We start from the raw sequence: 16,691 nt of genomic DNA, 5'->3' as shown, positions 1-16,691 counted from the left end.
GATGTCGAACCTTGCGCAGCTGGACGCTCATTCGCTCGAACAGGCGTTGGCGCGTCTACGGCTGATGTATGCCAAACCCGAGCATCCCTACTACATCCTGGCGCCTGCTTACCGTGAATCCTCGTCGGGCGTCGTCTCGCTGCACTACCTCTGCCATATGCTCAACCTCAGTGGCCGTGAGGCCTACATCTGCAGCACCGAAGTGGTCAATCCAGATCTCAAGACGCCCTTGATCAGTTCTGCGATCAAGCAGCGCCATAGGGCGGCGGGCAAGGTGCCGATCGCGGTTTATCCCGAGGTATTCCCTGGCAATCCACTCAACTGTCCGGTCGTGGCGCGTTTTCTCCTGAATTTCGAGGGGTTCCTCACTGGGAAAAGCATGGACGCCGCGCCCACCGATTTGTTTTTCTATTACGCCGCCCGGCTCGCTGAGCACCGTGGCGACCCTGACGGTGACCTGTTGTGCCTGCCGGCGATCGATATCGAAATGTTCTCGACGGTGGGCGCCGGCACCGTGCGTAAGGGCAGCTATCTCTACCAGAACCGTCACCCCTTGGGTCAGATCGACTACTCGCTACTGCCAGCGGATGTCCGCCTGCTGAGCATGGCCAACCCCTTGGCCCTGCCTGAGCTGGCCGAGCTGCTGCGCAATGCCGAGGTGATGTACAGCTACGAGTGGTCGATGACCTGCGTCATGGCCGTGCTGTGCGGATGTCCGGTGATATTCATTCCAGGACATGGCGTCGACCAGCCACTGCTCGATAACAGTTTTTTCGGCAGCGTCGGTTTTGCCATGCTCGACCAGCCGGACCCGTTGGAACATGCCCGGGCAAGCCTCGGCGACGCCTTGCCCCGTTATGTTGAGCGCACGGCGGCTTTCTGGCAGCAGCTGGATGTGTTTATTGCAAAAACCCAGGCGACTGCCGCGCGTGAGGCGGTCGGCAACCGTCTGGGTGTGCTCGATTGGTTGCGCCAACGCTACCCGCTGGCGCAACCATTGCGTTTGATCAATGAGCGCTTGGCTAGCGCGGCGGCGCCAAGTTTCACTGTCCTGGTCCGCGACGACGGCAATCCGTTGGCGCTGGCGCACACCCTGGACAGCCTGGATCGACAGTTGTACCAGCGCATCCATGTATGTGTGATGGGTGACGCTGACCCGGGGCGAGCCAACGTTCAATGGTTGGCGTGTGACCCGAAGCAACCTGCGGCAGCGATCAATGGCCTGGTCGAGGGCACCCAGACCGACTGGCTCCTGCTGGTCGAGGCGGGGGAGGAGTTTACTGCTGCGGGGTTGCTGATGACGGCCCTGAATCTGCTCGATGCGCCAGACAGTTGCCTGGCGGTATACGCCGACGAGGCGCTGCGGGTGGGAGGGGTGGCGAATCTTTCGTTGCGGCCTGACCTGAACCTGGATTTGCTCTTGGCGTTTCCGACCAGTCTTTCCCGTCACTGGATGTACCGTCGGGAGGCGCTGGAGCGCTTGAGCGGTTTTGATAATGGCTGCGGTGGCGCCTTCGAGTTGGCCTACCAACTGCGCCTGATCGGCGAGCAAGGGATGGCGAGCATTGGTCATGTCAGCGAGCCCCTGCTGATCGCCAACGAAGTTCGGCAGTCGGAATGTGCTAATGAGCGCTCGGTCATTGACGCGCACCTGCACGGACGTGGCTATGGTCAGGCGCGAGCGGTTGCCCTTGAAAAGGAGCCGGGTCGCTATCGTATCGACTACGGTCACGAGCGACTGGCCTCGGTCAGTATTCTGATTTACCTCGAAGGACAGTTGACCAATTTCCAGCGTTGCCTGGAAAGCCTGCTGATGCGGACAGACGCCGTGGACTTCGAGGTCTTGCTGATCGAGCCGGGCAACGATGAACCCGCATTGCTGGAGTGGCTGGGGCTGGTCGAGCAGATGGGCGAAGGTCGTTTCCAGGTGTTGCGTTTCATGCCGGGGCAGTCGCGCGCGGCGATGTGCAATGCGGCGGCGCAGGAAGCACGCGGTGAATATCTGCTCTGGCTCGACGCGCAAACCGCTGTGCTTGAGCCGGGTTGGCTGCACGCGTTGCTCAATCACGCCCAGCGCCCGGAAGTCGGTGCCGTGGGCGGCACGTTGCAGGATAGCCAGGGCCGGATACGCCAGGCGAGCCTCGTGTTGGGGTTGGGCGGGGTCGTCGGTCGGGCCTTTGAGGGCTTGTCAGCCCAGGTATCGGAGGGCATGGGCCGGTCTGGGCTTGAGCAAAACTGCTCCGCAGTGGGCGGCGAATGCCTGATGCTGCGTCGGGCGCTGTTCCTTGAGGCCGATGGCTTCGATACCGATCCACTGCTGGCCCCCTGGACCCATGTCGACCTGTGCCTGAAGCTGCAGCAGGCGGGTTACCTGAACGTCTGGACCCCTTACGCACGTCTGTTGATGGACGTTGTGTCAGATTCCCAGGCAACTAGCGAGCAGGAAGATGTCTTCTACGCGCGTTGGTTGCCGCAATTGGCTCGCGACCCTGCCTACAACTCCAACTTTTCGCTGCGCGTCGGCGAGGGATTTGTCCGGGAAAACACCGACCTGTGCTGGTATCCACTGCAAGGCAGTGTGCCGAGGGTGTTGGTCTGTGTCACTGAACAGCAGGCGGGGGCTTATTCGCGTCTGGTTCAGCCATTCAGCACCTTGCTGGAAGCAGGGCAGGTCGAAGGCGCAGCTATTTCGAGTTTGCTGTCGCCGGTGGAAATTGCGCGCCTGGCGCCAACCACCGTGGTATTGCAGCGCCCTCTGGATGACGCCGGGCTACTGGCTCTGAGCCGCCTTAGAGCGTTTTCCAAGGCGTTCACGGTCTACGACCTGGACGGTTATTTGCCGCAGATGGAGTTGAAGGGCGATTACGGTGTCGATGAGCTGCTGGAGCGCCTGCGGTTCGGGATGATGCAGGCTGATCGGGTGCTGGTCCCCACGCCGACGCTGGCCGAACTGTTGCAAGGTCAACATGACGACATCCGCGTGCTGGAAACCCTGCTGCCGGCCGCCTGGGGTCGTGTGCAAAGCAAGCGACGCATCGGGGCCAAGCCGCGCCTGGGCTGGCTGGGCGGCAAGGATACTCATCTGCTGGCCGAGGTATTGCCCGCGTTCGCTGGCGAAGTCGATTGGGTGGTGCTGGGCGACTGCCCCGCGGCACTGCAGCCTTATTTGAAGGAGCTGCACCCAGCTGTCGCGCAGCAGCAATTGGCGGGGGCCATGGCAGCCTTGAATCTGGATCTGGCTCTGGTGCCCATGGCTGAAACCCTGGGCAATGCCTGCTCCGGTGACCTGCGTGTCCTGCAGCATGCCGCGTGCGGCCATCCGGTCATTTGCAGCCGGGTGCCGGGTTTTGTCGGCGGTGAGGTATTACCGCTGTCACGGGTGAATAACGAGGCGCAAGACTGGATCCGAACGATTCGCTTGCACCTGGAAGACCGTGAAGCTTCCGCGACGCTGGGGGACACCTTGCAGTCGACGGTGCGGGCGCAGTGGCTGCTCGAAGGCGAGCGCCTGGACGCCTGGCGGCGGGCATGGTTGGCCGATTGATCCCTACTAATATGATGTGACCTTGGTCGCTCAGCGGAGAACATGTGACATGAGCAACGATCTCGATACCTTCATCGCCGCCTATAGCGACAGCTTTGGCTATGCGTATGACAACAACATCATGCTCAACTGGTATCCCCAGCGCATCATGGCGCTCTGTACCCAGGCGCAAAGCCTCCTGGAGCTTGGTGTTGGCCATGGCTTCAGCACCCATCGCTTCTCGCAGTTCTTTGGCGAGCACACGGTCATCGATGGTTCCGCATCGGTGATTGCCCAGTTCAAGGCTCGATACCCGGATAATGCGGCCGAGATCGTTGAAAGTTATTTTGAGACATTCGACACCGACAAGCGTTTCGATCTCATCGTGATGGGTTTTATTCTTGAGCATGTCGAGGATCCACAGACCGTACTGCAACGGTTCAAGCGTTTTCTGGCCCCTGGTGGTCGTTGCTTCGTGGCGGTTCCCAACGGCGAGTCCCTGCATCGGCGATTCGGTCATGCTGCCGGGCTGCTTGACGACATGGCGGCGCTGGGCGGCGCGGATCTTGAGCTGGGTCATGTACGCAGCTACTCGCTACAGACCCTGACCGCGGAACTTGAAACCGCCGGGCTCCAGGTGGTGCGCAAAGAAGGCATATTTCTCAAACCCTTTACCACCGGGCAATTGAAAACGCTGAACTTGAGTCCGGACATCATCCAGGCCATGTGTACCGTGGGCATCGATTATCCAGAACTGTGCTGTGCAATGATGCTGGAAGCGACAGTCGCGCCGTCATGAAAAGCCTGGTCATAGGGAGTACTTCAGTCATTGGTAAGGCGGTCGCCCGGGCGTTGTCGAGCTATGGCCCAGTCAAATTGGCGGGACGTCGGGACGCCGATGTTGCCTTTGACTTGAATAGCCCGCAACCCAGCGCCTGCGACGAGCGCTTCGACGTGGTCGTGTTGGCAGCGGCCGATTTTGGCGGCGGCCAGCCAGATGATCTGATTCGCGCAGAACGGGTCAACAGTGTCGGTACATTGGCTGCCTGTCGCCTGGCCGAACAATGCGGGGCGCGGCATTTCATTCTGCTGTCGTCGCGTTGGGCCAGCCATCAGGCGACGGATCCCTACTTCGGCATCTACTCGCTGTCCAAGCGCCATGCCGAAGAAGTGGCGAGCCTGTATTGCCAGGAACGGGGCATGGCGTTGAGCGTCCTGCGCATCAGTCAGGTCTACGACAGCGGGGAGCAGTGCAGGACTCACCAACCGCTGTTATACGTCATCGCCGACAAGGCGCAGGCGGGGCAGGCCGTCGAGCTCTATGGCAGCAACGACCCCCGGCGCAACTACCTGCACTTGAGTGATCTTGCCGAGGTCTGCGCGCGGCTGGCGGAACAGGGCATCACTGGCTTGTATAACTGCGGCCATCCCGAATCTCCCCGTCTATCCGAAATTGCCCAGGCCGCCTTCGAGGCGTTTGGCAAACCGTCGGACGTCCGCTTCCTGCCGGAAAAAAACGATATTCCCGATCTGCCTTCCTTTGACTGTGGGCATGACTTGTACGAACAAATAGGTTTCACCCCGCGAATAGATATTCGCCGGGGTTTTGAGCTGATGCGAGCGCACCGGGAGAACCTGTCATGAAGACCGTCATGGTGACGGGTGTTGGCGCCATCATGGGTTACGGCCTGCTCAAGTCGCTGCGTGCGGCGGACCCTTCTGTTCGCCTGGTCGGCACCGATATCTACGACGATGCCGTCGGTCGCGGTTGGTGCGATGCATTCGTGCAGGCTCCTTTGACCGCTGACGCGTGCTACAGCCAGTGGTTGGGCGATACGCTGGCCAGGCACGAGGTTGACCTGTTGATCCCGGGGATCGAACAGGATGTCCATTGGCTGTCGGACAACCGAGCGTTGTTGGCGACATTTGATTGCCAGGTTGCGCTCAACAACCCGCAATTGATCGAACTTTCCAGGGACAAATGGGCCATGGACCAGGCGCTGGTGGCGCTGGGGGATGCCAGTCGTATTCCCAGCCTGCTGACGGGGGATTTCCACGCGCTCAAGGCGGCCTTGGGCCTGCCGTTCCTGCTCAAGCCGCGGCGAAGCTATGCCTCCAAAGGGTTGGTCTGGGTTCGCGAGGAGCGCGACTTTACGCCTCACGCGGCCCTGCTCGGTGACTACCTCATGGCCCAACCCATCATTGGCAGCGCGGCCGATGAATTCACCGTGGCGGCGTTCGGCGATGGGCGCGGCGGCACGGGGCCGATCATCGCCTTCCAGCGCAAGCTGGCGTCGGACGGGGCCACCGCCAAGGCTTGGGTGTATCAGGATGATTCGCTGGATGAAACAGTTGCCAGGTTGTGCCGCGCCTTCAAGCCGGTGGGGCCGACCAACTTGCAATTCCGTCGTGGTAGCGATGGCTCCTGGAGCCTGCTGGAGATCAATCCGCGAATATCCTCGACCAGTTCAATGCGTCGCGCATTCGGCTACAACGAGGCGGCCATGTGCCTGGATTTTTACCTCGATGGCAAGACACCGGCCCAGCCCACCATTCGCAGTGGTTTCGCTGTTCGTTATATAGAGGATTTCATTGTCTATGATCGGCATCATTTCTGACGTACATGGCAATTACAGCGCCCTTCGAACAGTGCTTGCCAAGTTGGATGAGCTGGGTGTGTCGCGGATTATCTGCCTGGGTGATACGGCCGGTTATTACAGTCAAGTCAATGAGTGCTGCGAAGCCCTGCGTGAGCGAAACATCTTCTCCGTGATGGGCAATCATGATTGGTACCTGGCCAGGAATGAGCGCTGCCCCCGTTCCAATAGCGCCAATGCCTGCCTGGACTATCAGCGGGGCATCATCACCTCGCAGAACCTGGCCTGGTTGGGATCCCTCCCGGAGCGCTCCACAGAGGATGGACTGAGCATCGTCCACGGTGGCTGGAACGATCCGCTGGACGAGTACCTGCGCCCCTCGCAGGCGTACTTTGCGCCGTTGCCCGGCCAATATTTCGCATCGGGTCATACCCATGTCCAGCACCTGTGGAGCGGCGAGGACAAGGCCTACTGCAATCCCGGTTCAGTCGGCCAGCCACGTGACGGTGATCCCCGGGCAGCTTTCGCCACTTGGGACGGCGAAGCCTTCAACCTGCACCGGGTTGAATACGACATCGGTGAAACGCAGCTCGCCATGAAGAGCGCCGGTTTTACCCCTTATTTCTACGAAAACCTTGATATCGGCAGTCAGATCGGTGGGCGGATCAATGCGGTTTGAGGTTTTTTGCTGTGTGCTACTCACTACCATGCCCGCCCAGGGAAGTTCGCAATGAGCAAAGAAACGATATTCTTCAACCGCCCGTACATGACCGGCAAGGAGCTGGACTACATTGCCCAGGCCAAATTCGGCAACATGCTCGCCGGTGATGGTCCGTTCACCAAGCAATGCCACCGCTGGCTGGAGTCGCACACGGGCTGCAACAAGGCACTGCTCACCCACTCCTGTACCGCTGCGCTGGAAATGGCCGCCTTGCTGCTGGATATCCAGCCTGGCGATGAAGTCATCCTGCCTTCGTTCACCTTCGTCTCCACGGCCAACGCTTTTGTGCTGCGTGGCGCGGTGCCGGTTTTCGTCGATGTACGGCCTGATACCTTGAACCTGGACGAACGTCTGATCGAGGCGGCAATCACGTCGCGGACCAAAGCTATCGTGCCCGTTCACTATGCCGGCGTTGCCTGCGAGATGGACACGATCCTGGCGATTGCGCACAAGCATGGTCTGGCGGTGGTCGAAGACGCTGCGCAAGGGGTGATGTCGACTTACAAGGGGCGGGCGTTGGGCAGCCTCGGCGACCTTGGGGCGTTCAGTTTCCACGAAACCAAGAACGTGATTTCGGGGGAGGGCGGGGCTTTGCTGGCCAATAACCCTGCAATGGCATTGCGCGCCGAGATCATCCGCGAAAAAGGCACCGATCGCAGTCGATTCTTCAGGGGCGAGGTGGACAAATACACCTGGCAAGAAGTGGGTTCTTCGTTCCTGCCCGGAGAAATTACGGCAGCCTTCCTCTGGGCCCAGTTGGAAGAGGCTCAGTCCATCACCAATCGCCGCTTGGCAATCTGGGATCATTACCATGGCGCTTTGGCAGAGCTTGAGCTGCAAGGATTGTTGCGTCGTCCAATAGTGCCTGAAAATTGCCAGCACAATGCGCACATGTATTACGTGCTGCTGGCTCCTGGTGTCGCGCGCCAAGTTGTTCTTGAAAAACTCAAGAGCCACGCCATCTACGCGGTGTTCCACTACGTACCGCTGCATTCGTCGCCCGGCGGAATTCGGTATGGGCGTGTGCACGGCTCGATGGAAATAACCGACGGGTATTCCGAGCGTCTGTTGCGATTGCCGCTCTGGCTCGGTTTGACGAACGATCAGCAAGACCGGGTGGTCGATGTGCTCGGCGGTGCATTGGCGGCTTGCCACCTAGCGGCATAACTCCGCCGGTTTTTCGACTTCGACACAACTGAGCGGTGCTCTCTGAATCCCCCAGGCCCTTTGTTTTCCAGGCCTGGGCCCGCCAGAAAAAAGTTGGTCTGCAAATTGCTTAAGGCTGTGCAACACAGCAGTGGGCGGCAAACGTCCGGCATGCAGAGGAACGACAGTGGACAAGTACCTTTATGTGGCAATGACCGGCGCCAGCCAGAACGCACTGGCGCAGCGGGCCCATGCCAACAACCTGGCGAACATCTCCACCAATGGTTTTCAGAAAGACCTGGAGCAGGCGCGCTCGATGCCGGTGTTCGGCGACAGCTTTCCGGCGCGGGCGTTTGCCCTCTCCGAGCGTCCTGCCACCGACTTCACCCCGGGTGCGCTGATCGAGACCGGTCGCGATCTGGACGTGGCGGTCAGCGGGCCGGGCTGGATGGCCGTGCAGAACCCCGATGGCGGTGAAAGCTACGTGCGCACCGGCAGCCTCAATGTCGACGCCCTGGGCGTGCTGCGGGCCGGCAATGGCATGCCGGTGATGGGCAATGGCGGTCCGATCGCCGTGCCACCCGAGCAGAAAATCGAAATCGGCCAGGACGGCACCATCAGCATCCGTGCCATGGGCGAAGGCCCTCGGGTGATGGCGGAAGTGGACCGCATCAAGCTGGTCAACCCGGACCTCAGGACCATGACCAAGGGCCTGGACGGTTCGATCCGGACCAAGGACGGCCAGCCGGCGCCCATCGACGGCAACGTGCAATTGGTTTCCGGGTTCCAGGAGGCGAGCAACGTCAATGCCGTGGATGAAATGACGTCGGTGCTGGCCCTGGCCAAGCAGTTCGAGCTCCACGTCAAGATGATGAACACCGCCAAAGAAGGCGATGAAGCCATGGCTCGGGTCTTGCAGATCTAACTATTAATTACAGCGTCGCGCCGAAAAACAGGCGTACGAGGAGAATCGAATGCTTCCGGCTCTTTGGGTTGCCAAAACAGGTCTGTCCGCCCAGGACACCAACCTTTCTACCATTTCCAACAACTTGGCGAACGTCTCGACCACGGGTTTCAAACGTGATCGCGCCGAGTTCCAGGACTTGCTCTACCAGGTAAAACGCCAGCCAGGCGCCCAATCGACCCAGGACAGCGAATTGCCGTCGGGCCTGCAAGTGGGTACCGGTGTGCGCATTGTCGGCACCCAGAAAAACTTCAACGCCGGCAGCCTGCAAACCACCGAGCAGCCGCTGGACATGGCCATCGACGGTCGCGGTTTCTTCCAGATCCTGCAGCCGGACGGCACCACGTCCTACACCCGTGACGGTACCTTCCACCTCGACTCCAACGGCCAGATCGTCAACGCCAGCGGTTTCGCCCTGGAACCGGCCATCGTCATCCCGAACGATGCCCAGACTTTCACCGTGGGCCGTGACGGCACCGTGTCCATCACCGTGGCAGGCAACCCGGCCGCCCAGGTCATCGGCAACCTGCAGACCGCCGACTTCATCAACCCGGCCGGCCTGCAAGCGGTGGGCAACAACCTGTTCCTGGAAACCGCTGCCAGCGGCGCCCCGCAAGTCGGCACCCCGGGCTTGAACGGCTTCGGTACCACGCTGCAGAACACCCTGGAAACCTCCAACGTGAGCACGGTCGAGGAGATGGTCAACATGATCACCACCCAGCGTGCCTACGAGATGAACTCCAAGGTGATCTCCACCGCCGACCAGATGCTCTCGTTCGTTACGCAGAATCTGTAACCGCGTCGTCCGTCATTACGTAGACAGGGCGGCCCCAGGGTCGCCTGCAACACCAAGAGGTAGGGTCATGAAACGCTTCGTATCTGTTCTGGCACTGAGTGGGATTACCGCACTCGCGGGCTGTGTTGCGCCAACGCCACGGCCCAATGACCCGTACTACGCTCCGGTGTTGCCGCGCACGCCGTTGCCGGCTGCCGCCAACAATGGCTCGATCTACCAGGCCGGCTTCGAGCAGAACCTGTATAGCGACCGCAAGGCCTTCCGGGTCGGTGACATCATCACCATCACCCTGAACGAGCGGACCCAGGCCAGCAAGAACGCCAACGCGCAGATCGACAAGACCAGCCAGACCAGCGTCGGCCTCACCTCGCTGTTCGGCTCCAGCCTGACCACCAACAACCCGATCGGTGGCGGCGACCTGAGTCTCAACGCCGGCTACGGTTCCGACCGTGCCACCAAGGGCGACAGCCAGTCCGGCCAGAGCAACAGCCTGACCGGCTCGATCACCGTGACCGTCGCCGATGTGTTGCCCAACGGCATCATCGCCGTGCGCGGCGAGAAGTGGCTGACCCTCAACACGGGTGATGAGCTGGTGCGCATCGCCGGCATGGTTCGCGCCGATGATATTTCCACCGACAACACTGTCCCATCGACCCGCGTGGCCGATGCGCGCATCACCTATTCGGGCACTGGTGCCTTTGCCGATGCGAGTCAGCCAGGTTGGTTCGACCGTTTCTTCCTCAGCCCGAAGTTCCCTTTCTAGGTGGCCCAGTTGAATCTTAAACAGCTGTTGATCGGTGCCCTGGTGATGTCGGCAGCCTTCACCGCTCAAGCCGAGCGTCTGAAGGACATCGCCAGCATTTCCGGCGTGCGTTCCAACCAGTTGATCGGCTACGGCCTGGTCGTGGGCCTGAACGGCACCGGTGACCAGACCACCCAGACCCCGTTCACCCTGCAGACGTTCAACAACATGCTGTCGCAGTTCGGCATCAAGGTGCCGGCCGGCTCCGGCAACGTGCAGTTGAAGAACGTCGCGGCGGTGTCGATCAGTGCCGATCTGCCGGCGTTCGCCAAGCCCGGCCAGCAGGTGGACATCACCGTTTCGTCGATCGGTAACTCCAAGAGCCTGCGTGGCGGCACCTTGTTGCTGACGCCGCTCAAGGGGATCGACGGTAACGTCTACGCCATCGCCCAGGGCAACCTGGTGGTGGGCGGTTTCGATGCCGAGGGTCGCGACGGTTCGAAGATCACCGTCAACGTTCCGTCGGCCGGTCGCATCCCGGGTGGTGCGTCGGTGGAGCGTGCGGTGCCGAGCGGTTTCAACCAGGGCAACAGCCTGACACTGAACCTCAACCGTTCCGACTTCACCACGGCCAAGCGCATCGTCGACAAGATCAACGACATGCTTGGCCCAGGCGTGGCCCAGGCCATCGACGGTGGTTCGATCCGCGTCACCGCACCACTGGATCCGAGCCAGCGCGTCGACTACCTGTCGATCCTGGAAAACCTCGAAGTCGATCCGGGCCAGGCGGTGGCGAAAGTCATCATCAACTCGCGCACCGGCACCATCGTGATCGGCCAGAACGTCAAGGTTTCCCCGGCCGCCGTGACCCACGGCAGCCTGACCGTGACCATCACCGAAGACCCGATCGTCAGCCAACCGGGGCCATTGTCCAACGGCCAGACCGCCGTGGTCCCGCGTTCGCGGGTCAATGCCGAACAGGAAGCCAAGCCGATGTTCAAGTTCGGCCCGGGCACGACCCTGGATGAAATCGTTCGGGCGGTGAACCAGGTCGGCGCGGCGCCGGGCGACTTGATGGCCATTCTTGAAGCCTTGAAGCAGGCCGGCGCGTTGCAAGCCGACCTGATCGTGATTTAAGGAAAGCGGTCATGGTGGATATGCGCAAAGGCGCCTTGATCAGCGGGGATTCGGGGTCCTACTCGGACCTGAATCGCCTGAACCAGCTCAAGGTCGGCGACAAGAACAGCGAAGGCAACCTGCGCAAAGTGGCGCAGGAATTCGAGTCGCTGTTCCTCGGCGAAATGCTCAAGTCCATGCGTTCGGCCACCGAGGCCCTGGGCAAGGACAATCCGATGAACACGCCGGAAGCCAAGCAATACCAGGAAATGTACGACCAGCAGTTGGCCGTTTCCATGTCCCGCGAAGGCGGTGGTATCGGCCTGGCCGATGTGCTGTTGCGCCAGATGTCGAAGAACAAGCCGTTGGTGTCCGGCGAGGCGGCGACATTGTCGGCTGCCAAGCAGCAAGAAGCGCAGGACAATGTCACCAAGGCACCAGTGCCGACGCCAGTGGCGGCCGGGACCCTGCCTACCGATGGGCCGTTGTCGCGTACCAGTGGCCAGCGTCCGTTGTGGGCTTCGCGGGCCGTGAGCGCGCCGCAAGGGGCCGAGGGCGTCCACCGTAACGACATGGAACTGCTCAACCAGCGGCGCCTGGCCCTGCCACCGAAACTGGCTGACCGCCTGCTCGCCGGGCTGGTGCCTTCGGCAGCGGCCAATGCCGATGCCCCTGCGCAGAACCTGCTGCCGGATCGTGCCATCGCCGCGGTCAAGCCGGCCACCGGCGAACTGGCCAATGGCGACTGGCTGGCCGCGCTCAAGGCGTCCGAGCCCAAAGGCGACATGCAGGTCTATGGTCGCGCCGTGGCCCAGCCACCGCTGGCGCCAGCGCGCAAGGCCTTCCGCGATGCCGATGAATTCGTCAATGCCATGCTGCCGATGGCCAAGGAAGCCGCCGACCGCATCGGTGTCGACCCACGTTACCTGGTGGCCCAGGCCGCCTTGGAAACCGGTTGGGGCAAATCGGTCATGCGCCAGCCCGATGGCAGCAGCAGCCACAACCTGTTCGGCATCAAGGCCAGCGCCAATTGGAAGGGCGATTCGGCGCGGGCGATCACCAGCGAATTCCGCAATGGCGAGATGGTCAAGGAGACGGCCGAGTTCCGTTCCTACGCCTCGTACCGCGACAGTTTCCATGACTTGGTCAATCTGCTGCAAAGCAACAGCCGCTATCAAGAAGTGCTGAAGTCGGCCGATAAGCCGGAACAGTTTGTACGCGAGTTGCAGAAGGCCGGTTACGCCACCGACCCGAACTACGCCAGCAAGATTTCGAACATAGCCCGGCAGATGACGAGTTACCAAAACTACGCATCGGCTGGTGCCACCACGACTTTATAAGGTCTGAACCATGAGTTTGCTCAATATCGGGATGTCGGGTCTGTCCGCAAGCCAGACCGCACTGGTGACCACGGGTAACAACATCGCCAACGTCGATACCGCCGGGTATTCGCGTCAGCAGACCGTGCAGACCACCAAGGCGTCGAACCAGTACGGCAACGTGTTCATCGGTTCCGGCACGACCCTGGCCGATGTGCGCCGGGTGTATAACTCGTATCTTGAAGCGCAACTGAAGACCACCACCTCGCTCAACAGCGATGCGGCGGCCTACCAGGGGCAGATCACGCCGCTTGACTCGCTGCTGTCGGACAGCGGCACCGGCCTCAACGGCGCGCTGACCAAGTTTTTCGCCTCGGTGCAGAACGTCAACGCCAAGCCGGGCGACGATGCGTCCCGCCAGTTGCTGCTCAGCGATGCCCAGGCCTTGAGCAACCGTTTCAATTCGGTTGCCAGCCAGCTGACCGCGCAGAACGACAACATCAACGGCAACCTGTCGAACATGGTTGACCAGATCAACAGCCTGGCCACCACCGTTGCCCAGCTGAACAAGAAGATCGCCGAAGTCTCCAATTCTGGAGGCGCGCCGAACGATTTGCTCGACGCGCGCAGCGAAACCATTCGTCAACTGTCGACCTTCACCGGCACCCAAGTCGTCGAGAACGGCAGCAGCCTGGACATCTACCTCGGTTCCGGCCAGCCGCTGGTGATGGGCAACATCACCAATAAACTCGAAGCGGTGCCGGACAAGAACGATCCGGGGCGCATCGGCATCCAGCTCAACAGCGGCTCCAGTGTCATGGACCTCACCCAGGTGATGACCGGTGGCGAGATCGGTGGCCTGATGCGCTACCGCAGCACCGTGCTCGACCCGGCCATGAACGAGCTGGGCCGCGTGGCCCTGGTCGTCGCCGACCAGATGAACAGCATCCAGGCCTCGGGCATCGACAAGAACGGTGCGTTTGGTTCCAACCTGTTCAGCAGCATCAACAGCGCCGCGCAGATGAGCCAGCGCAGCGTCGCCTCGCTGGGCAACAGCGCAGGCTCCGGCAACTTCAACGTGTCCATCGAAGACACCGGCAAGCTGACCACCAACGACTACAAGATCACCTTCACCAGCGGCACCAACTACACTGTACAGCGCCTGCCTGATAACACCTCGCTGGGCGCGTTCAGCACGACGACCACGCCAGCGCCGGTCGTCGATGGCTTCTCGCTGACCTTCGCCCATGGCACTGCGGCCGCCGGCGATTCGTTCAAGATCACCCCGACCCGCAACGCGGCGGGCAGCATCAAGACCGAGATGACCGACTCCAAGCGGCTGGCGATTGCCGCCCCGCTGGGCGCCGCCATCACGCCAGGCGGCAGTGGCACGCTGACGATTCCGGCCACCGGCCAGCCGACCATGACGACGAAGCTGGACATCTACGACGAAGCCACCACCAGCATCATCCAGAACGGCATCAAGAATTCCATGCCGGTCAAAGTGGTGTTCGGCGCGACCTCGACTGATGGCACCAGCCAGGCCTACCGGCTGCTCGATGCCCAGGGCGGCTTGATCAGTAGCGGCACCATCAAGCCCGGCCAGAGCAACACGTTGAACCTGAGCGTTCCGCTCAAGGATGCCACCGGTGCCCCGATCCTGGATTCGTCCGTACCGCCGGTGCAGCGCACCGTCGCGTTCGACATGTCCATCGCCGGGGCGCCGTCCGAAGGTTCAGGTATCAACATCAGCCTCAGCCAGCCCGGCAGCCTGGACAACCGTAACGGTACGATCCTGGCCGGCTTGCAGACCGCCAAGACCGTCGACACCGACTCCGCCAGCAAAGGCATTTCCCTGAACGATGCCTACGGCAAACTGGTGGAAGGCGTCGGCGCCAAGGCCGCCCAGGGCAAGCTCGACAGCGCCGCTACCGGTGCGATCCTGGACAATGCCAAGAACGCCCGCGACTCATTGTCGGGTGTGGACCTGGATGAAGAAACCGGCAACCTGGTCAAGTTCCAGCAGTACTACACCGCGTCTTCGCAGATCATCAAGGCGGCGCAACAAATCTTCAGCACATTGATCAACAGTCTTTAAGGAGCCGTAGCCCATGCGCATTTCTACTTCTCAGTTCTACGAAAGCACGGCTGCGAACTACCAGAAAAACTTCGCCAAGGTGGTCAAGACCAGCGAGGAAGCCAGCAGCCTGGTGCGCGTGAACACCGCCGCGGATGATCCGGTGGGTGCTTCGCGTCTGCTCCAATTGGGCAACCAGGCTTCGATGCTGTCCCAGTACGAAGCCAACGTCACCACCATCAAGGCCACCCTGGGCACCACCGAAGCGGTCATGACCAGCATCGGCAACGTGCTGCAGCGCGCCAAGGAATTGGCCGTGAGTGCCGGCAACGCCGCCTACACCGACGCAGACCGTCAAGCGGTCGCCTCGGAATTGGGCTCGATCGAAGATCAACTGCTGAGCCTGATGAACACCAAGGATGAAAACGGCAAATACATCTTTGCCGGCTCCAAGGGCGATGTCGTACCGTTCACCCGCAACGATGACGGCACCTACAGCTACAACGGCGACCAGGTCACCCTGGACCTGCCGATTGGCGACACCATGTCGATGGCCACCAACAGCACTGGCTGGGAAGTGTTCCAGCAAGCGGTCAACACCAGTCGCACCCAAGTCACCATGACCGCGCCTGCGGTGGATGATGGTCGCGTAGTGCTGACCAACGGCCAAGTCTCGTCCAGCGTCAGTTACAACAGCCAGTTCCGCGGTGGCGAGCCGTACACGGTGGAATTCGTCAGCGGCACCCAGTTGAAAATCACCGACTCGGGCGGCAACGATGTGACTGCCGAAGCCAGCAAGGGCGGGACTATTGATCCCAACAGCCAGGCCGGCCAGACCGTGAGCTTTCGCGGCGTCGACTTGACCTTGAACGTCAACCTTCATGCGGGTGATGTTGCCGGCACGATCTTGCCCGGCCATACCTTCACCCTGGCCGCCAAACCTGATTCGTTCACACCGGCTCGCAGCCCTGGCAACACCACCGCGACCCAAATCACGGGCAGCGCAATTACCGATCCAGCGGCCTACCACGCCAGCTTCCCGACGAGCTCGGCAGTACTGAAGTTTACCAGTGCCACGGACTTCGACCTGTACGCCGCGCCACTGACCGCGGACAGCAAACCCGTCTCCAGCGGTACCCTTGCAGGCAACGTCGCCACCGCATCGGGTGTGAGTTTCACACTCAATGGCGCGCCGGCGGCCAACGATCAGTTCAGCATCGCGGTCAATACCCACGAGACGCAGAACATCCTGGACACCGTCAACCAGTTGCGCACTGCTTTGAATACGCCGGCCAATGGCGACAACATCGCCATCCAGAAACTGAATGCGTCACTGGCTTCGGCGATCGGTAACCTGGCCAGTGGTACCGACCACTTGACCAGTGCACTGAGTTCAGTCGGTGGTCGCGGCCAGTCGCTCGATACCCAAAGCGATACCAATCAAAGCTTTGTCCTGGCCAACTCGCAGACCCAGTCGGCGATACGTGACTCCGACCCGGCCGAAGTGATGACGCGCCTGACTTTGCAGCAGACTATGCTTCAAGCGTCGCAGTTGGCGTTCAGCAAGATCGCTCAATTGGGCCTGTTCAATAAAGTGTGATTCAGGGCCGGGACCGTGACGCTATAAGCGGTCCCTGACCCGTTCCTAATACGATTCAGGACGTCCTGCTCTCGCCCGAGTTGGCGCCCA

At 61.1% G+C, this 16,691-nt stretch carries 13 protein-coding genes; all 13 read left to right on the top strand.

From position 1 onward, the window contains the following. Position 1: 1 nt before the first annotated feature. The 13 genes from ACIPQ1_RS19250 (at position 2) to ACIPQ1_RS19190 (ending at position 16,601) form a co-directional block, all read left to right on the top strand. On the top strand, positions 2-3,544 hold the full coding sequence (locus ACIPQ1_RS19250) for a glycosyltransferase (RefSeq protein WP_446534617.1): 3,543 nt from the start codon (positions 2-4) through the stop codon (positions 3,542-3,544). A 49-nt stretch (positions 3,545-3,593) separates the two neighbouring features. Continuing rightward, the gene (locus tag ACIPQ1_RS19245) at positions 3,594-4,322 is read left to right on the top strand and encodes a class I SAM-dependent methyltransferase (RefSeq protein WP_446534616.1); all 729 of its coding nucleotides are present in this window, start codon (positions 3,594-3,596) and stop codon (positions 4,320-4,322) included. Continuing rightward, positions 4,319-5,167, top strand: a complete 849-nt coding sequence (locus tag ACIPQ1_RS19240; protein WP_446534615.1) for an NAD-dependent epimerase/dehydratase family protein — start codon at positions 4,319-4,321, stop codon at positions 5,165-5,167. Before ACIPQ1_RS19245 ends, ACIPQ1_RS19240 begins: the two co-directional genes overlap by 4 nt. Further along, positions 5,164-6,141 carry an ATP-grasp domain-containing protein gene (locus tag ACIPQ1_RS19235; RefSeq protein ID WP_446534614.1) on the top strand — a complete coding sequence of 326 codons (978 nt, stop codon included), beginning with the start codon at positions 5,164-5,166 and terminating at the stop codon, positions 6,139-6,141. Before ACIPQ1_RS19240 ends, ACIPQ1_RS19235 begins: the two co-directional genes overlap by 4 nt. Next, the gene (locus ACIPQ1_RS19230) at positions 6,122-6,799 is read left to right on the top strand and encodes a metallophosphoesterase family protein (RefSeq protein WP_434705381.1); all 678 of its coding nucleotides are present in this window, start codon (positions 6,122-6,124) and stop codon (positions 6,797-6,799) included. The genes ACIPQ1_RS19235 and ACIPQ1_RS19230 overlap by 20 nt, the downstream gene beginning before the upstream one ends. A gap of 51 nt (positions 6,800-6,850) precedes the next feature. Continuing rightward, complete coding sequence (rffA, locus tag ACIPQ1_RS19225) at positions 6,851-8,008, top strand: dTDP-4-amino-4,6-dideoxygalactose transaminase (protein WP_434705382.1); 1,158 nt, start codon at positions 6,851-6,853, stop codon at positions 8,006-8,008. Between the two features lie 166 nt (positions 8,009-8,174). Beyond that, a complete protein-coding gene (locus ACIPQ1_RS19220) occupies positions 8,175-8,912 on the top strand; it encodes a flagellar basal body rod protein FlgF (protein WP_186704642.1) in 738 nt (245 codons plus the stop codon). Between the two features lie 49 nt (positions 8,913-8,961). Beyond that, positions 8,962-9,747 carry a flagellar basal-body rod protein FlgG gene (gene flgG / locus ACIPQ1_RS19215; protein ID WP_053120245.1) on the top strand — a complete coding sequence of 262 codons (786 nt, stop codon included), beginning with the start codon at positions 8,962-8,964 and terminating at the stop codon, positions 9,745-9,747. 67 nt (positions 9,748-9,814) lie between these two features. Further along, entirely contained in the window at positions 9,815-10,510 is a 696-nt protein-coding gene (gene flgH / locus ACIPQ1_RS19210) for a flagellar basal body L-ring protein FlgH (RefSeq protein ID WP_411386808.1), read from the top strand. 45 nt (positions 10,511-10,555) lie between these two features. Beyond that, on the top strand, positions 10,556-11,626 hold the full coding sequence (locus ACIPQ1_RS19205) for a flagellar basal body P-ring protein FlgI (protein ID WP_161798353.1): 1,071 nt from the start codon (positions 10,556-10,558) through the stop codon (positions 11,624-11,626). 11 nt (positions 11,627-11,637) lie between these two features. After that, entirely contained in the window at positions 11,638-12,945 is a 1,308-nt protein-coding gene (gene flgJ, locus ACIPQ1_RS19200) for a flagellar assembly peptidoglycan hydrolase FlgJ (protein WP_446534613.1), read from the top strand. 10 nt (positions 12,946-12,955) lie between these two features. After that, a complete protein-coding gene (gene flgK, locus ACIPQ1_RS19195; RefSeq protein WP_446534612.1) occupies positions 12,956-15,022 on the top strand; it encodes a flagellar hook-associated protein FlgK in 2,067 nt (688 codons plus the stop codon). Between the two features lie 13 nt (positions 15,023-15,035). After that, positions 15,036-16,601 (top strand): flagellar hook-associated protein 3, encoded by a 1,566-nt coding sequence (locus tag ACIPQ1_RS19190; protein WP_411386811.1) that lies wholly within the window; start codon positions 15,036-15,038, stop codon positions 16,599-16,601. The last annotated feature ends 90 nt before the right edge of the window (positions 16,602-16,691 follow it).

The sequence above is a fragment of the Pseudomonas sp. LARHCG127 genome (assembly GCF_052871455.1).
Note: the sequence above shows the minus strand (reverse complement) of the source record. Positions and strands in the feature narration are given on the sequence as shown.